We start from the raw sequence: 19,793 nt of genomic DNA, 5'->3' as shown, positions 1-19,793 counted from the left end.
GGGTCTAGCCTGAAGCACGTGAAGGGTTGGCACACGCACAAGGACGCCGTCGACCGGTTGCTGGAGTCGTACCGACGGATAGCGCCGAGCGATCGCATCCGTCTGGCGAAGAAGACGTCCAACCTGTTCCGTCCCCGGCAGAGCAGCGACTCGCCGGGCCTGGATGTCAGCGGTCTCGACGGCGTCATCGCGATCGACATCGAGGCACGAACCGCCGACGTGCAGGGCATGTGCACGTACGAGCGGCTCGTCGATGAGACCCTGTCCCATGGCCTCATCCCCTACGTCGTTCCGCAGCTGCGCACCATCACGCTGGGCGGCGCGGTCACGGGTCTGGGCATCGAGTCGACCTCATTCCGTAACGGCCTGCCGCACGAGTCGGTGCTGGAGATGGACATCCTCACCGGGTCCGGCGAGATCGTCACGGCGACGCCGGACGGCGAGCACGCCGATCTGTTCGATGCGTTCCCCAACTCGTACGGCAGCCTCGGCTATGCCACCCGGCTCAGGATCAGGCTCGAGAAGGTCCCGGACTTCGTCGCGCTCCGCCACGTCCAGGTCGTCGACGCCGCTGCTGCGGTCAGGGCGATCAAGCTCATTGCGGAGACCGGCGAGTGGCGCGGCGAACGGGTCGACGGCCTCGACGGCACGGCGTTCAGCCCCGACGGGATCTACCTGACCCTGGCGCGGTTCACTGACGTCGAGCAGCCGGTCAGCGACTTTACGGGCCAGCAGATCTTCTACCGATCCATCGCCGAGCGCGAGACCGACGCACTGACAATGCATGACTATCTGTGGCGCTGGGACACCGACTGGTTCTGGTGCTCGGGCGCATTCGGGGCGCAGAACCGCTGGGTCCGACGCATCTGGCCGCGACGCCTGCGGCGCAGCGACGTCTATCACCGGCTCGTGGGCCTCGACGAGAAGATCGGCCTCAGCCGCCTGCTCGATCGCATCAAGAAGGTGCCCGGGCGCGAACGGGTGATCCAGGACGTCGAGGTCCCGATCGGCCGGCTGCCGGAGTTCCTCGAGTGGTTCGATGCCGAGGTCGGCATGCGACCGGTGTGGCTGTGCCCACTCCGGACGACGCGTGCGTGGCCGGTCTACCCACTCGCGACCGGCGAGACGTACGTCAACGTGGGCTTCTGGGGCACCGTCGAGGTTCCGGCCGGATCGCCCACGGGTGCCGTCAACCGTCGGATCGAGGATTTCGTTCACGACCTGGGTGGCCACAAGTCTTTGTACTCCGAGGCCTTCTACGACCAGAAGACTTTCGACCAGATGTATGGCGGCGAGGTGCTGGCCGCCGTCCGTCGGCGTTATGACCCAGAAGGCAGACTCAGCACCCTGTACGAGAAAGCGGTGAGGAACTCATGACCACTGACGTGGGAGTACGGCTGACGATCGCAGATGCGCTCGGACGGCTCATGAAGGATGGGTTGCCGTTCCGGTTCGAGGCCTTCGACGGCAGCGTCGCCGGACCCGAGGACGCGCCCTTCACGATGAACCTGCTCAACGAGCGAGGCCTGTCCTACCTGATGACGGCCCCAGGCGACCTGGGCTTCGCGCGCGCGTACGTCTCGGGCGACCTCGAGCTCGAGGGCGTCCACCCCGGCAACCCCTATGACGCGATGGTCTCGATCATGAGTCAGCTGCGGTTCAAGGTGCCGTCAGCGGCTGAGATGATCCAGATCGTACGCAGCCTGGGCTTCGGCAACCTCAAGCCCCCGCCGCCCCCACCGGAGGAGCACCTGCCCAAGTGGCGGCGTGCGATGGAGGGGTTGCGACACAACAAGAAGCGCGACGCCGAGGCGATCCATCACCACTACGACGTCTCCAACCGGTTCTACGAGCTCGTGCTCGGCCCGTCGATGACCTACACCTGCGCGGTCTACCCCACGTTGGAGGCGACGCTGGAGGAGGCGCAGTTCGAGAAGTACGACCTGATCGCCCGCAAACTCGATCTCAAACCCGGTCAGCGGCTGTTGGACATCGGCTGCGGCTGGGGCGGCATGGTCCGTCACGCCGCGAAGCACTATGGGGTCCATGTCATCGGCGTGACGCTTTCTCGCGAGCAGGCCACGTGGGCGCAGGACGAGATCAAGCGGCAGGGCCTGGACGATCTCGCCGAGGTGCGGTTCATGGACTACCGCGACGTGACCGAGACCGAGTTCGACGCGATCAGCTCGATCGGGCTGACCGAGCACATCGGCGTCCGCAACTATGCGTCCTACTTCAGCTTCATCCGGGATCACCTCAAGGCCGGTGGCCGGCTGCTCAACCACTGCATCACCCGCCCCGACAACAAGGCGCTCTCGACCGGTGCTTTCATCGATCGCTACGTGTTCCCCGACGGGGAGCTCACCGGGGTTGGTCGTATCACGACTGCGATCCAGGACAACGGACTCGAGGTCCGCCACGTCGAGAACTTGCGTGAGCACTACGCCATGACGCTCCAGGGCTGGTCCGACAACCTCGAGAAGCACTGGGACGAGGCGCTCGGCGAGGTGAGCATCGGCCGCGCGAAGGTGTGGGGCATATACATGGCCGGCTCGCGCCTGGCCTTCGAGCGCAACGAGATCGAGCTGCACCACGTGCTGGCGGTCAAGCCCGGCCGGCACGGCGACGCCAGCTGGCCGTTGCGTCCGGACTGGCTCAGCTGACCGAGTCGCCCAGCGGGGGTCAGAGGCGAGCTACGGCTGGGTTGTCCGTCGCGCCCTTGGTGTCGAACAGGCATGTGGCCTCCGCCGCGATCGCCTTCAGGTCGTATTCGCTGTGGTTCTGCAGCAGCACCGAGACATCGGCCGTACGCAGTGCTTCCACCAGGTCGGCCACCCGCTTGACGCTCACGCCACCGGGAGTCCAGGTCTCGACGTAGGGGTCGTGGAAGACCAGGTTGGCGCCCCGGTCGTCGAGCAGGTGGGCCAGGGGGGTTGCAGGTGACTCGCGCTGATCTGCGATGTTGGGCTTGTAGGTCACGCCGAGCAGAAGGATCGTGGATCCGCGCATGGCCTTGCCATCGTTGTTGAGCAGCTCGGTGACCCTCTCGACGACGTACGACGGCATCTGCCGGTTGATGGTCTGGGCGAGCTCGACGAACTGGAACGGTCGACCGAGTGTCGCGCGGACCTTGTATGACAGGTAGTTCGGGTCGATCGGGATGCAGTGGCCGCCGACACCGGGCCCGGGATAGAACGCCTGGAAGCCGAAGGGCTTGGTTGCCGCGTTGCGGATGACCTCCCACAGGTCGATGTCCATCTCGTGACAGAACTGCGCCATCTCGTTGACCAGCGCGATGTTGATGTGGCGATAGGTGTTCTCCAGCAGCTTGGTCGTCTCGGCCTCTCGGGTGCCCTTGGACGGCACCACGGTATCGATGAACCGGCTGTAGAACGCGGTGGCGACCTTGGTCGAGGCGGGCGTGTGTCCGCCGACGACCTTGGGGGTGTTCGCGACGCCGTATGTGGGGTTGCCGGGGTCGATGCGCTCGGGGCTGAAGGCCAGGTGGAAGTCGATGCCGGCAACCAGCCCGGTCGCCTCGAGGATCGGGCGCACGATCTCGTCGGTCGTGCCGGGATAGGTCGTCGACTCGAGCACGATCAGGTGATTCTTGCGGAGCTGATGAGAAACCGTGAACGTCGCTGCGATCACCGCGCCGAGGTCCGGCGCGCCGTCGACCGACAGCGGGGTCGGCACACAGATCACGACTGCATCAGCCTCGGCCAGCGCAGCCTCGTCGGTCGTCGCAGCGAACCCGAGCGACAGCATCTCGGCGATGTCGGCATCGGTCAGGTCGTCGATGTGGCTCGTGCCGCCGTTGAGCGACTCGACCATCGGGCCATTCAGGTCAAAGCCGATCACGCTGAGGCCAGACCTGGCAGCCTGTTGGGCAAGCGGCAGGCCGACGTAGCCGAGGCCGATGATTGCCATGTCGATGGACACTGTAGATCCCTTCACCTGTGAGGTGTAGACGTGCCGCGAAACTAACCCGGAAGCCTGCGAGCCCGCGGAATTTTACGAATCAATTGCGGGTTCCCGCTAACCTCTCGGACAGACCTCGAACCCCGTCGGAGAGATGCCCATGAGCCAGTCGCCTGCGCCCCATGTCCTCCATGTGACGGGTGCTCGACCCAACTTCCCGAAGGCAGCCCCGGTCATCCGGGCGCTCGATGGGCTCGGCGTCCGGCAGGTGCTCGTGCACACCGGGCAGCACTACGACCCGGTGATGTCCGAGGTGTTCTTCCAACAGCTGGGCCTGCCCGAGCCCGACGTCAATCTCGGTGTGGGCTCCGGCTCCCACGCGCACCAGACGGCCAAAGTCATGACCGAGCTCGAGGACATGTTCGTCGCCGAACGTCCCGACCTCGTCGTGGTCTATGGCGACGTCAACTCGACCGTCGCGGCATCGCTGGTCGCCGCGAAGCTGCAGATCCCGGTCGCCCACGTCGAGGCAGGTTTGCGCAGTTTTGACCGAACCATGCCCGAGGAGGTCAATCGGATCGTGACCGACAGCCTCGCGGATCTGCTGTTCACGACGAGCCCCGACGCCAACGTGCACCTGGGTTCCGAGGGCGTCGCGGCGGACAAGATCCACTTCGTCGGCAACCCGATGATCGACACGCTGCTGGCCAATCTCGACGCGTTCGACGCCGACGCGGCCCGGGCCCAGCTCGGGCTCGAGGGGCCGTACGTCGTGGCGACGCTGCACCGGCCGGCCAACGTCGACGATCCGGCCCAGGCCGGGTCCATCGTCAAGGCGCTGCACGGAGTCGCCGACCGGACGCCCGTCGTCATTCCGCTGCACCCGCGAGGCAGGAAGAGCTTCCAGTCCGCGGGCCTCATGGATCACCCGGCGATCCAGGTCATCGATCCACTCGGCTACGTCGAGTTCATCGGCCTGGTCCGTGGCAGCCTCGCGGTCATCACGGACTCCGGTGGCGTGCAGGAGGAGACCACGATGCTGGCGGTGCCGTGCCTGACCCTGCGCCCCAACACCGAGCGACCCGTGACGATCACCCACGGCACCAACCAGCTGGTGACCCAGCACGACCTGGCGGACCGGCTCGAGTCGATCATCGACGGGACGCGCACCTCCGATGGCGTGACGCCGCCGCTGTGGGACGGTCACGCCGGGGAACGTATCGCCGCCGTGATCGTCAGATTCCTGGCGCGGTAGGTCGGCCGGGGCCGATCAGGTGATGTCGATGACGACCGGTGCGTGGTCGCTGGCGCCCTTGCCCTTGCGCTCCTCGCGGTCGATCCAGGCGTTGTCGACTCTCGCCGCGAGCGCCTCGGAGGCGAGGACGAAGTCGATCCGCAGCCCACGCTTCTTCGGGAATGCGAGCTGCTGGTAGTCCCAGTACGTGAACTCGCCGGGGGTGAACGGACGGACGACGTCGGTGAATCCCGCGTCGAGCATGCCCTGGAACGCAGCCCGCTCGGGTGCTGACACGTGGGTCTTGCCCTCGAAGACGGACGTGTCCCACACGTCCTCGTCCTGAGGCGCGACGTTCCAGTCGCCGGTCAGCGCGATCTGTCCGGTCGGGTTCTCGGCGAGCCACTCAGCCGCCGACTGACGCAGCCGCTCGAGCCATGCCAGCTTGTAGGTGTAGTGAGGGTTGTCGAGCTCGCGCCCGTTCGGCACGTACAGGCTCCAGACCCGGACACCGCCGCACGTCGCGCCGATCGAGCGGGCCTCGACGACCTCGGGATCGCCGAACATCGGCTGGTCCTCGGCGAACCTCGTGGCGACGTCCTCGAGGCCGACCCGCGAGATCAGGGCGACACCATTCCACTGGCTCAGCCCGAAGTGGGCGTACTCGTAGCCCATCGCGGAGAGCTCGAGGCCGGGGAACTGGTCCTCGCGGCACTTGGTCTCCTGGATGGCCAGCACGTCGACGTCATTGCGCTCGAGCCACCCCGTCACGCGGTCGATGCGGCTACGGATGGAGTTGACGTTCCAGGTCGCTATACGCACGCGACGAACCTATCGCGTGCGTCAGCGTCGTGATCGACCGCCAACCCGCGTGCGGGGGCGGCAAAACGCGGCAGGTGTCTTCTGCGGTGCCATGATGAGCCCATGAACCAAGACGAGTCTGCAGCGACCAACGAGCCGCACGAGGACGACGCGATGGATCGCACCGTCGCGGACCAGCCCAATGTCGCACCCAGCCGTTGGGTCACCCGCATCGTCCTGGGCATCGCACTCATTGCCGCTCTGTACATCGGCTTCCGAATCTCCTCGGCGTTCTTCCCCCGGTGGTGGGCCCACCGCATCGGTGACCAGGTCAACGGCGGCGTCACACGTGGTGCCCTGTGGGGGCTGTTCTACGGATTCACGTTCACCTTCGTGCCGCTGCTCCTGTTGTTCCAGATTCGCCGGCGGTTCTTCAGCTGGACCTGGCGCATCATCGTCGCGGTCGTCGCGGTTGCGCTGGCGGCGCCCAACTGGCTGACGTTGTCGGTCGTTGCCGGCAACAGCAAGGCCGCGCACGCGGGTGAGCGGATCTTTGACGTCGAGGCGCCTGGGTTCCGTGCCGGCACGTTGGGCGGGGTGATCGTGGGGGCGCTTCTCGCCCTGGTCATCACTGTCACGAGCATGCGGATGAAGCACAGCAAGGTCGAGGTCAAGAAGCTCAAGGGAGAGCGCGATGAGCTCAAGCGGGCACGTCAGGACGAGGAGCAGTCCGGCGACGACTGACTATCGACCCGCGGTGAGACAATTTGTCCCCAATTTGTCGACCAGCGACGGATCTGTGTGGGCCGAGGTGGACTGACCCACGATTTCCGTATTGGAACCTCGGTGAATCTGAAGCCCGCCGCGCTGACGCCCCTGACCGCGATCCGGCTTGGCGAGCTGGGTCTGGAGGCCGGATTGCCCGAGGGCGTGTTCACTGTGATCCCGGGCAGGGGCTCGGTTGTCAGCGGGTCCCCCGGTGATGTGGACGGAGCGCGGCAGCGGACGGCGACCTTCCCTCGTGTCGCGACCTGTCTTGTCGGTGGCGGACCGTACGGTGATGACCACGACGTCGGGAACGAAGGTGCACCACAGTGAGAGCCAACAAGTACGCCGGCATGTGCTCAGAGTGCGACACCGCGGTGGGGATCGCGGCCGGGCAGCTGATCGGCATCCCCGGCAACTGGCGCACGATCTGCCTGACCTGCTCGCCGACCCCGCCGCCGCGGGGCGACCATCCCGGCTGGCACCACACCGCACTCGCGTCGCTCGACTTCGAGACGACCGGGGTCGATCCGCTGAGCGATCGGGTCCTGAGCTACGCCTTGCTGGACGACCGCGGGCACGAGTTCTCCGGCCTGATCAACCCCGGCGTCCCGATTCCGGCCGAGTCCGCCAAGGTCCACGGGCTCACTGATGAGGCGCTCGTCGGCGCGCCGGTTCCCGCCGACGCGCTCGCCGAGGTCATCGCCTGGGTCCAGGACCTGATCGAGCGTGGCGTCGGCCTGGTCGTGTTCAACGCGGCCTACGACCTCACGATGCTGCGCGCGGAGGCGAGCCGCTGGGGACTGCCGCAGCCCGACTGGGACCGCCTGCTGGTGGTCGATCCGTACGTCATTGACTGGGGCATCGAGCGCGGTGGCCTCGGCCCCCGCCGACTCACCGACGTCGCGGCCTACTACGACGTGCTGCTCGACAATGCGCACGACGCGACCGCCGATGCCAGGGCGGCCCGCAACATCGCCTACGAGATCGGCTTCCGCCACCCGAGCGTCGCCGCCGGCGAGCTCGAGAACCTCATGATCCGTCAGGTCGTCTGGTACGCCGGACGCGCCGAGGACTGGAACCATTACGCCCGCCGGGTCGGTCGCTCGCTCGACGATCCGGCCGGCTGGCCGTTGGTCCAGGTCGACGGCGCCGCCGAGCGCATCGCCTGAGTCCTCTCGGGTGTGGGGCGCCGCCGCTGGGGTACTCCGGTGGCATGACTGATCAGAGTGCACACACCGAAGCAATCCAGGCCGTCGTCGATCGCGTCTCGGCCTACCAGGACGGGGCGCCGAAGGGCATCGCGGCCGGAGAGTTCAGCAAGGGGTTCGCCGACGCTTAAGGAGCTGTGGAGCACGTTCGCCGAGGCCTGGCTGCCTGAAGGCCCCGAGGATCCCAACGCGATCCTGATTCATGTCGCCGCCGAGACCGCGCAGTACTGGGACAGTCCGGGCGGGGGCGTTACCAGCCTGTTCAACCTGGCCAAGTCCAAAATCACGGGTCAGCCGTACGACGGCGGAGACTCGGCAGTCGTCACTGACCTCTGAGGCGCGTCGTTGGTCTCGAGTCACCTCACGACCAGGCGGACCGCATGACCGTCACGAGCTCGAGCGGCGCAGTGCCGGCACTGACCGACAGCGCCGCGACGCCTTCGGGGCTGTGGGCGTAGACCGCAGACGAGTCCGTGATCCAGCGTGACCAGGCGCGGTCGAAGTGGCGCACGAGTCTGCCATGGGTGCCGAACACGGTCGGCACGGCGTGCCATACGTGCGCGTCCGGACGCAGCCGACCGAGCAGGGTTCGCCACCCGTCGATCCACCCGGGTTTGCCGTAGAGGTGGCGAGTGACGAGGTAGCGCGGCGAACGGACCGGACCCAGCAGCTCGTCGAGCGACTCGACGAAGACCTGCGACGTCGGCTCGTCGACCCCGTCGAGCCGCAGTCGGTACTCCCCGCCCGGATCGATGGTCGCCTCGACGTGGTCCGCTCCGAACGGCGACATGCCGGCGGCGAGCATCGCGTCGGCCACTGCGCAGGCGTACGCCATCGTGCCCGGGTCCGCGGCGGCGGCGCGGGTCGACTTCCATGGCGAGAGTCGCGGGGAGACGTGCGGCCGTGTGGACACCGGGCCGTGCTGGCCGGGTACGTACGCAGGGGGCGTCATCGCGATGTGACCATCGACGGTCTCGGATGGACGGGTCGACGGGCGACTCGGCCGCACACGGAGGGTGTGGACGAGGGCGTCGTCATACGGCGTGCCGACCGCCCACCGCTCACGGACGACCTCGCGCTCCTCGGCCCGGGTCAGCATGTCGGCGTCGATCGCGTCGAACGACTCGGCGGCGGGTGCCGCGAAGGGGGAGAACCGAGCATCGATGTGCGCGATGCCGTAGATCACCTCACCCAGGTCGTCGACGCCGAAGAATCCCTGGTGCTTGCGGACCAGTCGCTGCCAGTCGCCGTCGCCGCGCGGGTGGTCAGGGGCGACGCAGGCGATCGACCAGGTGATCGCGACTTTGCCCGGCCAGCTCGGGTCGAGGCGCAGTGCGCGCCCACGTGTCTGGACGACTGCGCTCGTCGTGGTCGCAGTGGTCAGGTCGACGAGGCTGTTGAGTCCCTTGGCGTCCCAGCCCTCGCCGAGCAGCGCGCGGGTACCGATCAGCACCTGGCTGCCCCCGGACTCGAAGAATTGCGTGACGACGCGGACCCACTCTCGGCTCGACCACGGCCCATCGATCGTGACGAGTCCGTCGTCACCGATGGCGTCGTCGAGCGGGTTGAGGACGAGCCGGTCGGCCAGAGCCGGGTCGGTCATGCGCACGAGGTCGATGACGTGTTGGGCGGTGTTCGGGGTGGAGGCGACATTGCGACCGGTCACGAGGATCGGACGCAGGGTGTGGGTCGAGCCCGACGCCACGAGGTGGCGCAGGGTCTGCCGGGCGGACCCGGAGCGTGCCGGCGTCGGTCGCAGGCCGGTCGGTGTGGTTGCGCTGGCCATCTCGTGGTCGCACAGGACAAGTGACCGGAGCCGTTCGCCAAGGTTGGCGTGCTCGGCCTCGAGCACCTGCTGGCAGGCCCGCATCTTGCTCTCGCTGCGCGCGATCACCCGATCGACCGGCGAGCGGCCACGGCGCACTCCGGTGCGGGTCAGCTGATAGCCGACACCCGGAAGCGCCTTGCGAAGAGCCTCCATGACGGCCTCGTCCCCGGCAACACCCGAGCGGCTGAGGCACTTCCTGACCCAGTCGTCGATCAGCGCTGCCCAGTCGTCGGCCGTCGGGCCCTGCCGATGCTCCTCTCGCAGTCGTGCACCGTCGGGGAGGGCGAGCAGCTCGGCGTGGACGAGCCGCAGTGCGGCTCGAGCCAGGTCCGGGTCATCGCGCTCGAACGTGGTCCACGGGGTCGTGAGGTCGAGGAAGCGTCGATCGAACCACACCAGGATCGGGATCGAGCCGAATCGGGTGTCCACCAGATCGGTCGTCAGCTGGACGAACCGCATCGACTGGTCCCGCAACCACGCCGACTCCTCCGCCGTCGGCAGCGTGAGCCAGGCGAGCTCGGCGAACGGGGCGAGGTGGCCTTCGCGGACCGCGGCCGGGATCGAGGCGCTGAAGACGATGTCGCCGAACAACTCATCGACGAGAGCAGCCTGACGGGCGTCGAGCACCGTTGGCGGAGTCGCGGTGAGCCCGATGACGGTGGCCTCGGGAAGGTCGGCGAGCACCTCGGCCAGCAGCCGTCCCCACACCTCGAGCAGGTGGTGGCACTCGTCGAGCACGATCGTGATCGGGCCGGCGTCCCGCAGGGAGGTGATGAGCCGGCGACCGTTCTCGTGCAGCCGGTCGACCAGCTGTGGGTCCTCCGCATCATCAGCCTCGTCGTCCGTGCGCTCAAAGGTCGCGAGCGACTGGTAGGTCAGCACGGTGACCGGCGATGAGAGATCTCGGTCGGTCCCGGCAGGCACCGTGACGGGTTCGAACTGCGACCAGGTCTGGACCCACTGCCCCTGGATCGCCGTGTTCGGCGTCAGCGCGACGACGGGATGGCCCAGCCGGCGGACGAGCTCGAGTCCCAGCAGCGTCTTGCCGGTGCCTGGCGGCAGCGAGACCCAGAGACGTCGACGTCCTGCAGCCATCGCGGCGTGGACCGCCTCGAGTGAGCGCACCTGCAGCGTCCGCAGGGCGAACGGGGCGGAGGTGCTGGCGAAGTCGTCGGCGAGGGCCACGGGTCAGCTGCTGACGCGCACCAGGATCGCCTCGGCGAGCGAGTCCGGCGCCTCTTCGGGGATCCAGTGGCTGATCCCTGCGAGCTCGACGAACCGGTAGTCGGCGTCAACGTACTGTCCGCACTGCTCGGCGCCGATCCGCGCGATGGCCAGGTCCTGGTCGCTCCACACGAAGGTTGTCGGGACGATCACCGAGGGCAGGTCGCCGAGGTCGGACTGCATCGCGCGATACCAGCTGAGCGCCGCCGTGAGTGCGCCCGGCTCGGAGAGCGGACCGACATAGCTGTCGACCTGGGCGGGGGAGACGGTCGAGCCGTACATCGCCCGCAACCGCCTGGCGCCGTCCTCCAGCAACAGGTCCTCGGCCTTGCCCGCCTGACGCAGCAGCCCGATGTAGGCCGCCCGCTGCTGCTGGTCGGGGTCGTCAACCAGCGCCGCGCCGTACGCCGCGAGGTGTGGCACCGACACCGCGGTCAGGGAGCGCAACCGCTCGGGGTGCTCGGCCGCGACGACCCAGGCGACCGCCGCGCCCCAGTCGTGACCAACCAGGTGGAACGTGCCGAGCCCGAGGGCGTCGGCCAGACCGATCACGTCGCCGGCCAGGGTCGAGGTCGCGTAGGCGCCGACCTCGGTCGGACGGGCACCGGGGGAGTAGCCGCGCTGGTCGGGCGCGATGACGCGCAGACCGGCGTCGACGAGGCGTGCCGCCACGGCCGTCCACGACAACGAGTTCTCCGGAAATCCGTGCAGCAGGACGACCGGATCGCCGCCTTGTGGTCCGAGCATTCGCACGTCGAAGCTCAGGTCCCCGACGGTCACGGGCGTGGTCTCTTGGTACGTCATGTCGCTCCTCGCGTGGTTGCGGTCAGTCGAACGAGTCGCCGATGCGGGCGACCGCTTCACGATCGAGCACGGCCGCGGTCTCGGGATCGGGTGCGCTCCCACCGCGATCGTAGGGGAGCCACCAGCGGTCGGTGTCGTCGCGCGGGACCGCCGGATATGTGTCGATCGCCTCGGCGAGCAGCGCGTCCATCGCGACCATGAGCCGCGTCGACAGCTCGTCGACGGTCTCGTCCGGGCCGGGCAGCAGCTGCTCGCCGACCATGATCGTGATCGGCATGCGACGTCGCAGGCTGCGGTGCCCGTCGACGGTGTAGATGCGGTGCCCGCCCCAGACGATGGTCGGGATCAGCGGCACCCGGCGGTTGACCGCGAGTCCGGCCGCGCCGCGCTTGAACGGCTTGAGCAGCCAGGAGCGGCTGATCGTGGCCTCGGGGAACACGCCGACGAGCTCATCCGCGTCGAGCCGCTGGAGCGCCTGCCGGTAGGCCCGAGCGCCGGAGCGGCGGTCGACCGGAATGTGTCGCATCGCCCGCATCAGCCGACCGACGACCGGGATCTCGAAGACAGATCGCTTCGCCATGAACCGGATCCGGCGTCTGCGGGCGCGAGCGGCGTACCCGACGAAGGTGAAGTCGAGGAAGCCGATGTGGTTGCCGGCGACGACGCCGGGCCCCGTGGTCGGCAGATGCTCGGCGCCGCGGACGTCGAAGCGGTACCCCATGAGCCGGAACACGATGCCGAAGATCCGGACGACCAGCCGGTACGTACGGTCGGCAGGCATCAGCTCGACTGTGCCGGCAGGCGGGGCCAGCAGTCGGTACGCACCGTGGGATCGAATCCTGGTCCTGCGGCGAGCGTCGTCCGCTCCCGGCCGAGGATCCCGGACGCGAGGAAGTAGATCGCCGAGATGTACAGCGACATGATTGCCAGACCGACGAGGGCCGTGGGGATCGAGTCGAGCCGGTTCGCCTCGTTGAGCGCGATGATCCCATCCGACACCAGGAAGCAGGCGCCGCCGATTCCGGCCCGCAGGTCGGTTGCGAGCGACGTTGCCGCCGTGCCGAGGAGCAGCGCGGCGTACACCGGCACGATGGGGCGCAGTCCGACCTCGAGGCCGGTCCAGCACCAGGCCACCAGGCCGATCGCCGCGACGACGTAGACCACGACGATCAGAGGCTTGCGCCGCAGCCGGTCAATCGCACCACGCTGCACGAAGAAGCGGATGAAGCAGATGTGCGCCACGGCGAAAGCCGCCATGCCGACGACGAACAGGTCATCGCCGAGCTCGAGGAACAGGTCACCCAGGAAGCAGAAGACCAGGGCGACGACCAGCAGGCGTGGCCCGTGCTGCTCGACGACCCAGGCCACCAGCAAGGGCGCGATGAAGCATTTCGTGATGCTGTCCCACGGTGTCAGGTCCGCGGCGTTCAGGACGAGATGGATCACGGAGACGGCGGCGAAGGCGAGGAGCCACGGGCTCTTGACTGCTGACATGACAGTCACCGTAGCGGTCGGGCTGCCGGTGGGGCCGCGCTCGGGGCTGACGAGCTCGTTGCGGGGCGACGTACCGGGTGATCAGGTCCGATCTGAAGGGTGAGGGCGTGATCCTCGCACGCACGCTGACCACCCGTTGGGAGGCCACGGCACCGGTCGCTGCGCTCATCGTCTTCGCGCTGGCGTGGCACCGCGATCTCCCCGGGATCGCCGTGGCGGTGGTCGCGATGTTCCTCGGTGCCGCGATCCTCGCGGCGGTGCACCATGCCGAGGTCATCGCGCACCGGGTCGGAGAGCCCTATGGCTCGCTGGTCCTGGCGGTGGCAGTGACGGTGATCGAGGTCGCCCTGATCGTGACGCTGGTGACGGCAGGCACCAAGGGCAGCGAGACGTTGGCCCGGGACACCGTGTTCGCGGCGGTCATGATCACCTGCAACGGCGTCGTCGGCATCTCGTTGCTTGCCGCGACCCGAAAAGGACAGGTCGCGCACTTCAACGCAGAGGGCACGGGCGCGGCCCTGGCGACCGTCGGAACGGTCGTCACGTTGTGCCTCGTGCTCCCGACCTTCACGACGGGCCGCTCCGGCCCGGAGTTCACCCCCGCGCAGCTCGGCTTCGCCGCTGTCGCAGCACTGGGCCTGTACGCGCTGTTCGTCGCGATGCAGACCGTGCGGCACCGTGACTACTTCCTGCCGACCCGCAGCGACGGCTCGCTCGTGCCCGAGGACGAGCACGCCGTGCCGCCGTCGGACCGGGCGGCCTGGGCGAGTGTGGGCTTCCTGCTCGTCGCGCTCGTCGCGGTGGTCGGCAATGCCAAGAACGTGTCGCCTGCGATCGAGCGGGGGGTCGATGCGGCCGGCATGCCGCAGGCCGTGGTCGGTGTCGTCATCGCTTTGCTGATCCTTCTCCCCGAGACGCTCGCGGCGGCCCGCGCGGCGAGTCGCAAACGGGTGCAGATCAGCCTCAACCTGGCGTACGGGTCGGCCATGGCAAGCATCGGGCTCACGATCCCCGTCATTGCGATCGCGCAGATCTGGCTCGACGGACCGCTGGTCCTCGGCCTGGGTCCGACCGAGATGGTCCTGCTGGCGCTGACGCTGATCACGAGTGTCCTGACCGTCGTCCCGGGGCGGGCGACCCTGCTCCAGGGCGCGATCCATCTGTCGATCCTGGGCTCGTTCCTGTTCCTCGCGGCCAGCCCCTAGGTGAGGTCCGGCGCGACGGCGTTCAGTACGCGGCGTCGTCGCGGCGTGCGTCGAGCCAACGCATGACCGGCGTGGCGCTGACACCGTGAAGGATGACCGACAGCGTGATCGTCAGGCCCACGGTCGACCAGAGCACCGAGACGCGCTCGAAGTCGGCCTGACCGGTCGCGTACGCGAGGTAGTAGATCGAGCCGATACCGCGGACGCCGAAGAACGCTGCCGCTGCCCGCTCACGAGCGCCGAGGGTCGCGTCCCCCACCCGTGCCCGACTCCACGGGTGGGGGATCGACAGCGCGAGCATCCCCGCAGCCGGGCGGATGACCAGGAGCAAGGACACCGAGACGAGAACCGCGGGCCAGGTCAGGTTGCTCAGCAGGCCGTTGGTCAGCGCGACGCCCAGCAGCAGCAGGATGATCAGCGTCAGCAGCCGTTCGAGCCGCTCGACGACCTGGTGCATCAGCGCGTGGTACTCGCTGCCTCGCTCTGCGGAGCGCAGCGTCATGGCGCAGGCGAAGACCGCGAGGAAGCCGTATCCGCCGGCGACCTCCGCGAGGCCGTACGACAGCAGCACCGCGGCGATCGCCAGCAGCGGTTCGCCCGACTCCGAGGTGCGGAGCGACGGGGCGGTCGAGCCGAATGCGGCCTTGGCGAGGAGCCAACCCACGGCGATGCCGAGGACCGAGCCGACCACGACCTTGCCCACCAGATCCCAGGCGAGCCAGCTCGCGCCCCACTCGGTGACCGGGCCGGTGGCTGCCAGCAGGATCGCGGCGTGGACGAAGGGGAAGGCGAGCCCGTCGTTCAGGCCGGCCTCGGAGGTCAGCGCGAACCGCACCTCGTCGGTCTCGTCGATCTGATTCTCGTCGCCGTCGCCGGTCGTCGGGCCCTCGACCTGCACGTCGGACGCGAGGACCGGATCGGTCGGCGCGAGCACCGCTCCGAGCAGGAGCGCGGCGGATGGCGCCAGCCCCATGGCCCACCAGCCCAGCAGGGCCACCGCAGCGATCGAGAGTGGCATCGCGACGCCGAGCAGGCGCCACGTCGCTCCCCACCGACGCCACGGCGCCAGTGACCGCAGGCTCAGCGGCCGGTCGAGCGCCAGCCCCACGCCCATCAGCGCGATGAGCACCGTGAACTCCGCAAGGTGCTCGACGAACAAGCGGTGCTCGATAGGCGAGAACGAGGAACCGTCGGTGTTCGGCAGCAGCCCGATCAGCGCGCCGACCGCCAGCAGGACGACGGGGGCCGACAGGGCGGCGGAGCGCAAGGCGTATGGCAGGACGACCGCGAGAAACAGCGAGGCCCCACCCAGCAGGTAGACGAGGTGCGCGGTCATTCGATATCTCTCGTCCAGGTTCAGGTCGTGACGGATCAGAGGTTACTTCGGTGCGCTGGGGTCTACCGAGCCACCTAGAGCGAATCTACCGTGTGAATGGTCACGTCGATCGAGAGAATCCCTGCGGTCCCGGGACATGGGTTTGTGGCTGTGGGGTACGCATGAGGTATGCCTCTTCTCCGATCAGACCTGTCCCTGTTCTGGAGCCTGCTGCGAGCCGTCACGTTCCCGGGCGCGATCGTGTCCGCTGAGCCGTGCCGCGCATGATCGACTACGTCCTTCGTCCCTTCGCCGGCCTGCTGCTGTGCGTCCTGGTCCTGGCGTTCCTGGTCTACCTGCCATACATCATCGGCCGGACCCGCGGCCTGGTCGACCATCTCAATGCCCGCCGCGAGGCATCGACCAAGGTCTCGGAGTCTCCTCTGCCGGAGGCTGATGACCCGGACGCTGATGACCCGGACGCTGATGACCCGGACGAGGAGTCGGTCATTGCCAAGGACGTGGACGAGGCACATCGGCGGACCCCAGCGAAGGCAAGCACGTACAAGTCCGCCTGACCCCGGTGACCACGCTGAGCGTCAGAACTCGGTCGATGCCGGGCGCCCGGTCAACACCCGTAGGGCGAGGTCCGTGGTGGCCTGGACGTTGAGGTAGCCGACGACCCGCGAGACGCGATCGATGTCGAGGGGCAGCAGTCCGGGTGTGCCCGGGATGTCGGGGGTGAGCCCGAGGTCCAGGTCGTCCTGGCCGGACATGATCTTCACGTTGAACTCATACCGTTCGCGAGATCCGGGGGCGGTGAGCCGTTTGAGCAGGCCAGCGCCGATCCGGCGGTTCCCGGTCTCCTCGGCCCAGGAGTCGAGGGTCGCGACGAGCGCCCGACCGGCGTTGTGATCGATGTCCGCCCAGACGTCGCGCATGGAACCCATTTGTGCGAGCAGCACGGGTGCCGTCTTCTCGCCGATCCCGGTCACTCCGGGCAGATTGTCGCTCGTGTCACCCCGCAACGCCGCGAACTCGAGGTAGTTCTCTGCGGCAACGCCGTACATCGTCTTGAGTCGGACGGGGTTGAGCAATGGGGAGTTGCTCATGCCGCCGTTGATCAGGCGCAAGACCTGCGTGTGGTCGCTGATGTGGGCGAAGGAGTCACGGTCGGACGTGATGATGACGCAGTTCCAGTCGTTGCTGCTCGCCCAGGTAGCGGCCGAGGCGCTGACATCGTCCGCCTCGAGTCCCGGAGGTGTGAGCGTGGCCAGACCAAGGGCGTCGAGCAGTCGTCCGGCCCGGTCGAGCTGGTCGACCAGCTCTGCGTCCTTCGCGGCACGCCCGGCCTTGTACTCGGGGTAGAACTCCTCGCGCACCGACGACGTGCGGTCATCGAGACCGAAGATCACCGCATCCGGTGCGAACGACTCGATGGACTCGAGAATCTGTCGCAGCATCCCGTGCAGGGCCCACGCCGGACGGTCGGACCGGTCCATGAGTCTCGTGTGCGCTCGCGCGTGGTGGTTGCGGTGCAGGAGCGACGGGGCGTCGACGGCGAGCAGCAGCTTGCGCTCGTGGGCGGGAACGGTGGATGGGGCCATGGTGTTCCACCCATGCTACGGACCTCGGTCGCTCACGGCCCAGGCGCCGAGGTGGCGGAGGCCGGGCGGATCCAGGGGGTGGTGTAGTGGGCCCTGTGGGACTCGAACCCACAACCCGCGGATTAAAAGTCCGCTGCTCTGCCAATTGAGCTAAAGGCCCGGGACATGGGACGACCATCCGCGGAGCCCTCAGGACGATGTCGCCATACCCGGCTCCGAGTATCGCAGAGGTGTCGAGTCCGAAGGGCATGTGCCCAAGCCGACAACGCTGGCACGGCCGCGCACCCGCTGGAGTATCGATCCTGATCGTGCCGACTACCGCGTCAGCGGGTGATGCGCTGGATCGTGCCATCCCGGGTTCCGGTGACCCACAAGGTGCGGCTGTCGGGAGCGACCGCCACGGTGTCGGCCTGGGCGACGGTCGGATACGTCGCGATGATCTTGGGGGAGTTCGCGCTGACGTCCAGACCGACCAGCTTGTTCTGAGTCGTCAGCGTCACCCACACGGTCTGGGGGTCCTGACCGACCGTGATGCCGTACGGGTTGCCCTCCAGCGCGATCGATCCGACCTTGCGCAGGGGGTCAAGAGTGAACAGCAACACCTGGTCGCCGCGGGTGTCGGTGACCGCGACCCGGTTGTCGTCCACGAGCACGCCGTGGGTCGGGCCGGCACCCGCCGCGACCCGCCCCGACCGGAACAGACCATCCAGGTCGTACGTGCTGAGGGTGTAGTCCTTGACGTCGATGATCGCGGCGGTGTCGACGGTGGTGACCACGCCACCGGGCTGGAGCAGGTCGTCGAACGTGTTGAGCACATTGCCGTCGCGGACGATCGAGATTGACCCGCTGAACTCGTTGCCGACCACGAGATCGCCATTGGCAACCGCGGCCGCGTCGTGGGGCTGACGCTGGACTTTGGTCGTGCGGGTCGCGCCGTCGGGCAGCGCGACCTCGACGATCGCGTTGGCGCTCTCGGCCGGCACGAGGACGGGGCCACCAGGTGCGGCGAGCTGGAGGTGTCGCACCTTGCCCGGCAGCGACACGCTCCTGCGTACGGCGAGGGTGTCCGGGTCGAACAGCAACAGCCGGAACGGATCGCGTACGGCCACCGCGAGCGTGTTGGTCTGGTCGTCGTAGACGATGCCCTGAGGGAGCGCGCCGACGTCCACCACCTCGCCGGCGGGCGCGGTGGTCACGGCTGGCGCCCGGCCCGGCTCCGCCGCCTTCTTGGCCGGGCCGTCGTCACTTCCGGAGCACGCTGCGAGCAGCGTCACCGCTGCGAGGGCCAGCGCCGCGATCTGCCGTAGCGCGGCCCGGGAGGTCATGTGTCGAGTCTGCCCCGGACCGCGGGCACCCGCTCGGCGATCCGTGACCGACCCGCAGGTCGACACGAGTAGGGGCAAAGGGCTGCGTTCTGTGGACCGACGGGTTAATCTCGATGGAAGGGGAGAACGACCTTGGTGCGCCCCGCGGCGCATCAGGCTGAAGCACACGATGATCGAGCGCAATTGCAACCGGAGCCCCGATGCCAGAGCCATTGGACAGTCGCCTACGCGATGATGAAGTACTCGACGAGATCGAGCTGACCAGCCGGCTGATTATCGCGGCCTCCGCGCAGGAGGGCCACTTCTCGCAACGCGAGGTGGACGAGATCCTCGGCATTGCGACTGCCAGCTGAACGGGAAGTGACACCCGCGATTGACACTGCCACTTGCAGTGGCTCTAGCATGGGCGTGGCCTACCCAGCTTTGACAGGAGCTAGTCGTGCGTTTTCGCATCCGACCAGTCGAAACCTCGTTCTATGATTTGTTCACCGAGATGGCAAACCACTTGGTGCACGGCGCTGACCTCCTTGCCCAGATGCTGGATACTGGCACCGACAAGAGTTTGCTCGGCGAGCAGATGCGCGAGGCCGAGCATCAGGCCGACGAGACGACTCACCGCATCATCAAGCGCGCGAACTCGACGTTCATCACGCCGTTCGACCGCGAAGACATCTACCGGCTCGCGAGCAGCCTCGACGACGTCATGGACTTCATGGAGGAGACCGTCGACCTGGTCGGCCTCTACGAGCTGGGCGACCTCCCGGCTGACTTCGCCCCGCAGGTCGAGGTGCTGCAGCGTGCGACCCAGCTGACCGCCGAGGCGATGCCGCGTCTGCGCACGATGAAGGATCTGGACGAGTACTGGATCGAGATCAACCGACTCGAGAACCAGGGTGATCGTTCGTATCGGCGCATCGTCGCGCACCTGTTCGGCGGCTCCTACAAGTCGCTCGAGGTCCTCAAGCTGAAGGACGTCGTGGACTCCCTCGAGCACGCCATCGACGCGCTCGAATCGGTCGCAAACACGGTGGAGCAGATCGCCGTCAAGGAGTCCTGAGA

At 67.8% G+C, this 19,793-nt stretch carries 21 protein-coding genes and 1 tRNA gene; 12 read left to right on the top strand and 10 right to left on the bottom strand.

The window, feature by feature from the left end; all coding sequences use genetic code 11:
- Positions 1 to 18: 18 nt before the first annotated feature.
- Positions 19 to 1,377 carry an FAD-binding oxidoreductase gene (locus C6I20_RS13530; protein ID WP_118396704.1) on the top strand — a complete coding sequence of 453 codons (1,359 nt, stop codon included), beginning with the start codon at positions 19 to 21 and terminating at the stop codon, positions 1,375 to 1,377.
- Positions 1,374 to 2,663: a cyclopropane-fatty-acyl-phospholipid synthase family protein gene (locus C6I20_RS13525; protein WP_118396702.1), complete on the top strand. Its 1,290-nt coding sequence runs from the start codon at positions 1,374 to 1,376 to the stop codon at positions 2,661 to 2,663. Before C6I20_RS13530 ends, C6I20_RS13525 begins: the two co-directional genes overlap by 4 nt.
- 19 nt (positions 2,664 to 2,682) lie before the next feature.
- Here C6I20_RS13525 and C6I20_RS13520 read toward each other — a convergent pair whose 3' ends face one another.
- Positions 2,683 to 3,930, bottom strand: a complete 1,248-nt coding sequence (locus C6I20_RS13520) for a nucleotide sugar dehydrogenase (protein ID WP_174232954.1) — start codon at positions 3,928 to 3,930, stop codon at positions 2,683 to 2,685.
- 151 nt (positions 3,931 to 4,081) lie between these two features.
- Between C6I20_RS13520 and wecB the strand changes: the two genes are divergently transcribed.
- Complete coding sequence (gene wecB, locus C6I20_RS13515; RefSeq protein ID WP_174232953.1) at positions 4,082 to 5,176, top strand: non-hydrolyzing UDP-N-acetylglucosamine 2-epimerase; 1,095 nt, start codon at positions 4,082 to 4,084, stop codon at positions 5,174 to 5,176.
- Between the two features lie 15 nt (positions 5,177 to 5,191).
- Here wecB and C6I20_RS13510 read toward each other — a convergent pair whose 3' ends face one another.
- On the bottom strand, positions 5,192 to 5,977 hold the full coding sequence (locus C6I20_RS13510) for an exodeoxyribonuclease III (protein ID WP_118396696.1): 786 nt from the start codon (positions 5,975 to 5,977) through the stop codon (positions 5,192 to 5,194).
- Positions 5,978 to 6,079: 102 nt separating this feature from the next.
- Here C6I20_RS13510 and C6I20_RS13505 point away from each other — a divergent pair, with 102 nt between their 5' ends.
- The 5 genes from C6I20_RS13505 to C6I20_RS17860 all read left to right on the top strand — a co-directional run bounded on the left by C6I20_RS13505 (position 6,080) and on the right by C6I20_RS17860 (position 8,268).
- Positions 6,080 to 6,700 carry a hypothetical protein gene (locus C6I20_RS13505; RefSeq protein WP_118396694.1) on the top strand — a complete coding sequence of 207 codons (621 nt, stop codon included), beginning with the start codon at positions 6,080 to 6,082 and terminating at the stop codon, positions 6,698 to 6,700.
- Between the two features lie 102 nt (positions 6,701 to 6,802).
- Complete coding sequence (locus tag C6I20_RS17425) at positions 6,803 to 7,054, top strand: aldehyde dehydrogenase family protein (protein WP_254052143.1); 252 nt, start codon at positions 6,803 to 6,805, stop codon at positions 7,052 to 7,054.
- The gene (locus tag C6I20_RS13495; RefSeq protein WP_118396692.1) at positions 7,051 to 7,893 is read left to right on the top strand and encodes an exonuclease domain-containing protein; all 843 of its coding nucleotides are present in this window, start codon (positions 7,051 to 7,053) and stop codon (positions 7,891 to 7,893) included. The genes C6I20_RS17425 and C6I20_RS13495 overlap by 4 nt, the downstream gene beginning before the upstream one ends.
- A 44-nt stretch (positions 7,894 to 7,937) precedes the next feature.
- Positions 7,938 to 8,063 (top strand): hypothetical protein, encoded by a 126-nt coding sequence (locus tag C6I20_RS17720; RefSeq protein ID WP_256372157.1) that lies wholly within the window; start codon positions 7,938 to 7,940, stop codon positions 8,061 to 8,063.
- 4 nt (positions 8,064 to 8,067) lie between these two features.
- Entirely contained in the window at positions 8,068 to 8,268 is a 201-nt protein-coding gene (locus tag C6I20_RS17860; protein ID WP_371682685.1) for a pyridoxamine 5'-phosphate oxidase family protein, read from the top strand.
- A gap of 25 nt (positions 8,269 to 8,293) precedes the next feature.
- Here the strand turns inward: C6I20_RS17860 and C6I20_RS13485 are convergent, their stop codons facing one another.
- Genes C6I20_RS13485 through C6I20_RS13470 form a run of 4 tightly spaced genes read right to left on the bottom strand, consistent with a single transcriptional unit; the run spans position 8,294 to position 13,282 of the window.
- On the bottom strand, positions 8,294 to 10,945 hold the full coding sequence (locus tag C6I20_RS13485; protein ID WP_118396688.1) for a DEAD/DEAH box helicase family protein: 2,652 nt from the start codon (positions 10,943 to 10,945) through the stop codon (positions 8,294 to 8,296).
- 3 nt (positions 10,946 to 10,948) lie between these two features.
- Positions 10,949 to 11,788: an alpha/beta fold hydrolase gene (locus C6I20_RS13480; protein ID WP_118396686.1), complete on the bottom strand. Its 840-nt coding sequence runs from the start codon at positions 11,786 to 11,788 to the stop codon at positions 10,949 to 10,951.
- Positions 11,789 to 11,810: 22 nt separating this feature from the next.
- Positions 11,811 to 12,569 (bottom strand): 1-acyl-sn-glycerol-3-phosphate acyltransferase, encoded by a 759-nt coding sequence (locus C6I20_RS13475; protein WP_118396684.1) that lies wholly within the window; start codon positions 12,567 to 12,569, stop codon positions 11,811 to 11,813.
- Entirely contained in the window at positions 12,569 to 13,282 is a 714-nt protein-coding gene (locus C6I20_RS13470; RefSeq protein WP_118396682.1) for a lysoplasmalogenase, read from the bottom strand. Before C6I20_RS13470 ends, C6I20_RS13475 begins: the two co-directional genes overlap by 1 nt.
- Positions 13,283 to 13,389: 107 nt before the next feature.
- Here C6I20_RS13470 and C6I20_RS13465 point away from each other — a divergent pair, with 107 nt between their 5' ends.
- Entirely contained in the window at positions 13,390 to 14,487 is a 1,098-nt protein-coding gene (locus C6I20_RS13465; RefSeq protein WP_118398930.1) for a calcium:proton antiporter, read from the top strand.
- 22 nt (positions 14,488 to 14,509) lie between these two features.
- Here the strand turns inward: C6I20_RS13465 and C6I20_RS13460 are convergent, their stop codons facing one another.
- Entirely contained in the window at positions 14,510 to 15,823 is a 1,314-nt protein-coding gene (locus tag C6I20_RS13460; RefSeq protein ID WP_118396680.1) for a sodium:proton antiporter, read from the bottom strand.
- Between the two features lie 263 nt (positions 15,824 to 16,086).
- Here C6I20_RS13460 and C6I20_RS13455 point away from each other — a divergent pair, with 263 nt between their 5' ends.
- Positions 16,087 to 16,380: a hypothetical protein gene (locus tag C6I20_RS13455; RefSeq protein WP_118396678.1), complete on the top strand. Its 294-nt coding sequence runs from the start codon at positions 16,087 to 16,089 to the stop codon at positions 16,378 to 16,380.
- A 21-nt stretch (positions 16,381 to 16,401) separates the two neighbouring features.
- Here the strand turns inward: C6I20_RS13455 and C6I20_RS13450 are convergent, their stop codons facing one another.
- From C6I20_RS13450 to C6I20_RS13440, 3 genes are all read right to left on the bottom strand, one after another.
- Positions 16,402 to 17,409: a 5'-3' exonuclease H3TH domain-containing protein gene (locus tag C6I20_RS13450; protein ID WP_118396676.1), complete on the bottom strand. Its 1,008-nt coding sequence runs from the start codon at positions 17,407 to 17,409 to the stop codon at positions 16,402 to 16,404.
- 87 nt (positions 17,410 to 17,496) lie between these two features.
- Positions 17,497 to 17,569: transfer RNA gene (locus tag C6I20_RS13445), tRNA-Lys, on the bottom strand.
- Between the two features lie 163 nt (positions 17,570 to 17,732).
- Positions 17,733 to 18,734, bottom strand: a complete 1,002-nt coding sequence (locus C6I20_RS13440; protein ID WP_118396674.1) for a YncE family protein — start codon at positions 18,732 to 18,734, stop codon at positions 17,733 to 17,735.
- 200 nt (positions 18,735 to 18,934) lie between these two features.
- Here C6I20_RS13440 and C6I20_RS17160 point away from each other — a divergent pair, with 200 nt between their 5' ends.
- Together C6I20_RS17160 and C6I20_RS13435 are read left to right on the top strand one after the other, a co-directional pair.
- A complete protein-coding gene (locus C6I20_RS17160) occupies positions 18,935 to 19,087 on the top strand; it encodes a hypothetical protein (RefSeq protein WP_162891329.1) in 153 nt (50 codons plus the stop codon).
- Between the two features lie 86 nt (positions 19,088 to 19,173).
- Positions 19,174 to 19,791: a DUF47 domain-containing protein gene (locus C6I20_RS13435; protein WP_118396672.1), complete on the top strand. Its 618-nt coding sequence runs from the start codon at positions 19,174 to 19,176 to the stop codon at positions 19,789 to 19,791.
- Positions 19,792 to 19,793: the final 2 nt, after the last annotated feature.

Source organism: Aeromicrobium sp. A1-2 (assembly GCF_003443875.1).
Lineage (GTDB): Bacteria > Actinomycetota > Actinomycetes > Propionibacteriales > Nocardioidaceae > Aeromicrobium.
This window is presented reverse-complemented; position numbering and strand designations above follow the sequence as displayed.

Excerpts from the sequence above, each read along its gene's own strand:
- C6I20_RS13525 (WP_118396702.1), top strand. The coding sequence starts at position 1,374 with ATGACCACTGACGTGGGAGTACGGCTGACGATCGCAGATGCGCTCGGA.
- C6I20_RS13520 (WP_174232954.1), bottom strand. The coding sequence starts at position 3,930 with ATGGCAATCATCGGCCTCGGCTACGTCGGCCTGCCGCTTGCCCAACAG.
- wecB (WP_174232953.1), top strand. The coding sequence starts at position 4,082 with ATGAGCCAGTCGCCTGCGCCCCATGTCCTCCATGTGACGGGTGCTCGA.
- C6I20_RS13505 (WP_118396694.1), top strand. The coding sequence starts at position 6,080 with ATGAACCAAGACGAGTCTGCAGCGACCAACGAGCCGCACGAGGACGAC.
- C6I20_RS17720 (WP_256372157.1), top strand. The coding sequence starts at position 7,938 with ATGACTGATCAGAGTGCACACACCGAAGCAATCCAGGCCGTCGTCGAT.
- C6I20_RS13480 (WP_118396686.1), bottom strand. The coding sequence starts at position 11,788 with ATGACGTACCAAGAGACCACGCCCGTGACCGTCGGGGACCTGAGCTTC.
- C6I20_RS13475 (WP_118396684.1), bottom strand. The coding sequence starts at position 12,569 with ATGCCTGCCGACCGTACGTACCGGCTGGTCGTCCGGATCTTCGGCATC.
- C6I20_RS13470 (WP_118396682.1), bottom strand. The coding sequence starts at position 13,282 with ATGTCAGCAGTCAAGAGCCCGTGGCTCCTCGCCTTCGCCGCCGTCTCC.
- C6I20_RS13460 (WP_118396680.1), bottom strand. The coding sequence starts at position 15,823 with ATGACCGCGCACCTCGTCTACCTGCTGGGTGGGGCCTCGCTGTTTCTC.
- C6I20_RS13455 (WP_118396678.1), top strand. The coding sequence starts at position 16,087 with ATGATCGACTACGTCCTTCGTCCCTTCGCCGGCCTGCTGCTGTGCGTC.
- C6I20_RS13450 (WP_118396676.1), bottom strand. The coding sequence starts at position 17,409 with ATGGCCCCATCCACCGTTCCCGCCCACGAGCGCAAGCTGCTGCTCGCC.
- C6I20_RS13440 (WP_118396674.1), bottom strand. The coding sequence starts at position 18,734 with ATGACCTCCCGGGCCGCGCTACGGCAGATCGCGGCGCTGGCCCTCGCA.
- C6I20_RS17160 (WP_162891329.1), top strand. The coding sequence starts at position 18,935 with ATGCCAGAGCCATTGGACAGTCGCCTACGCGATGATGAAGTACTCGAC.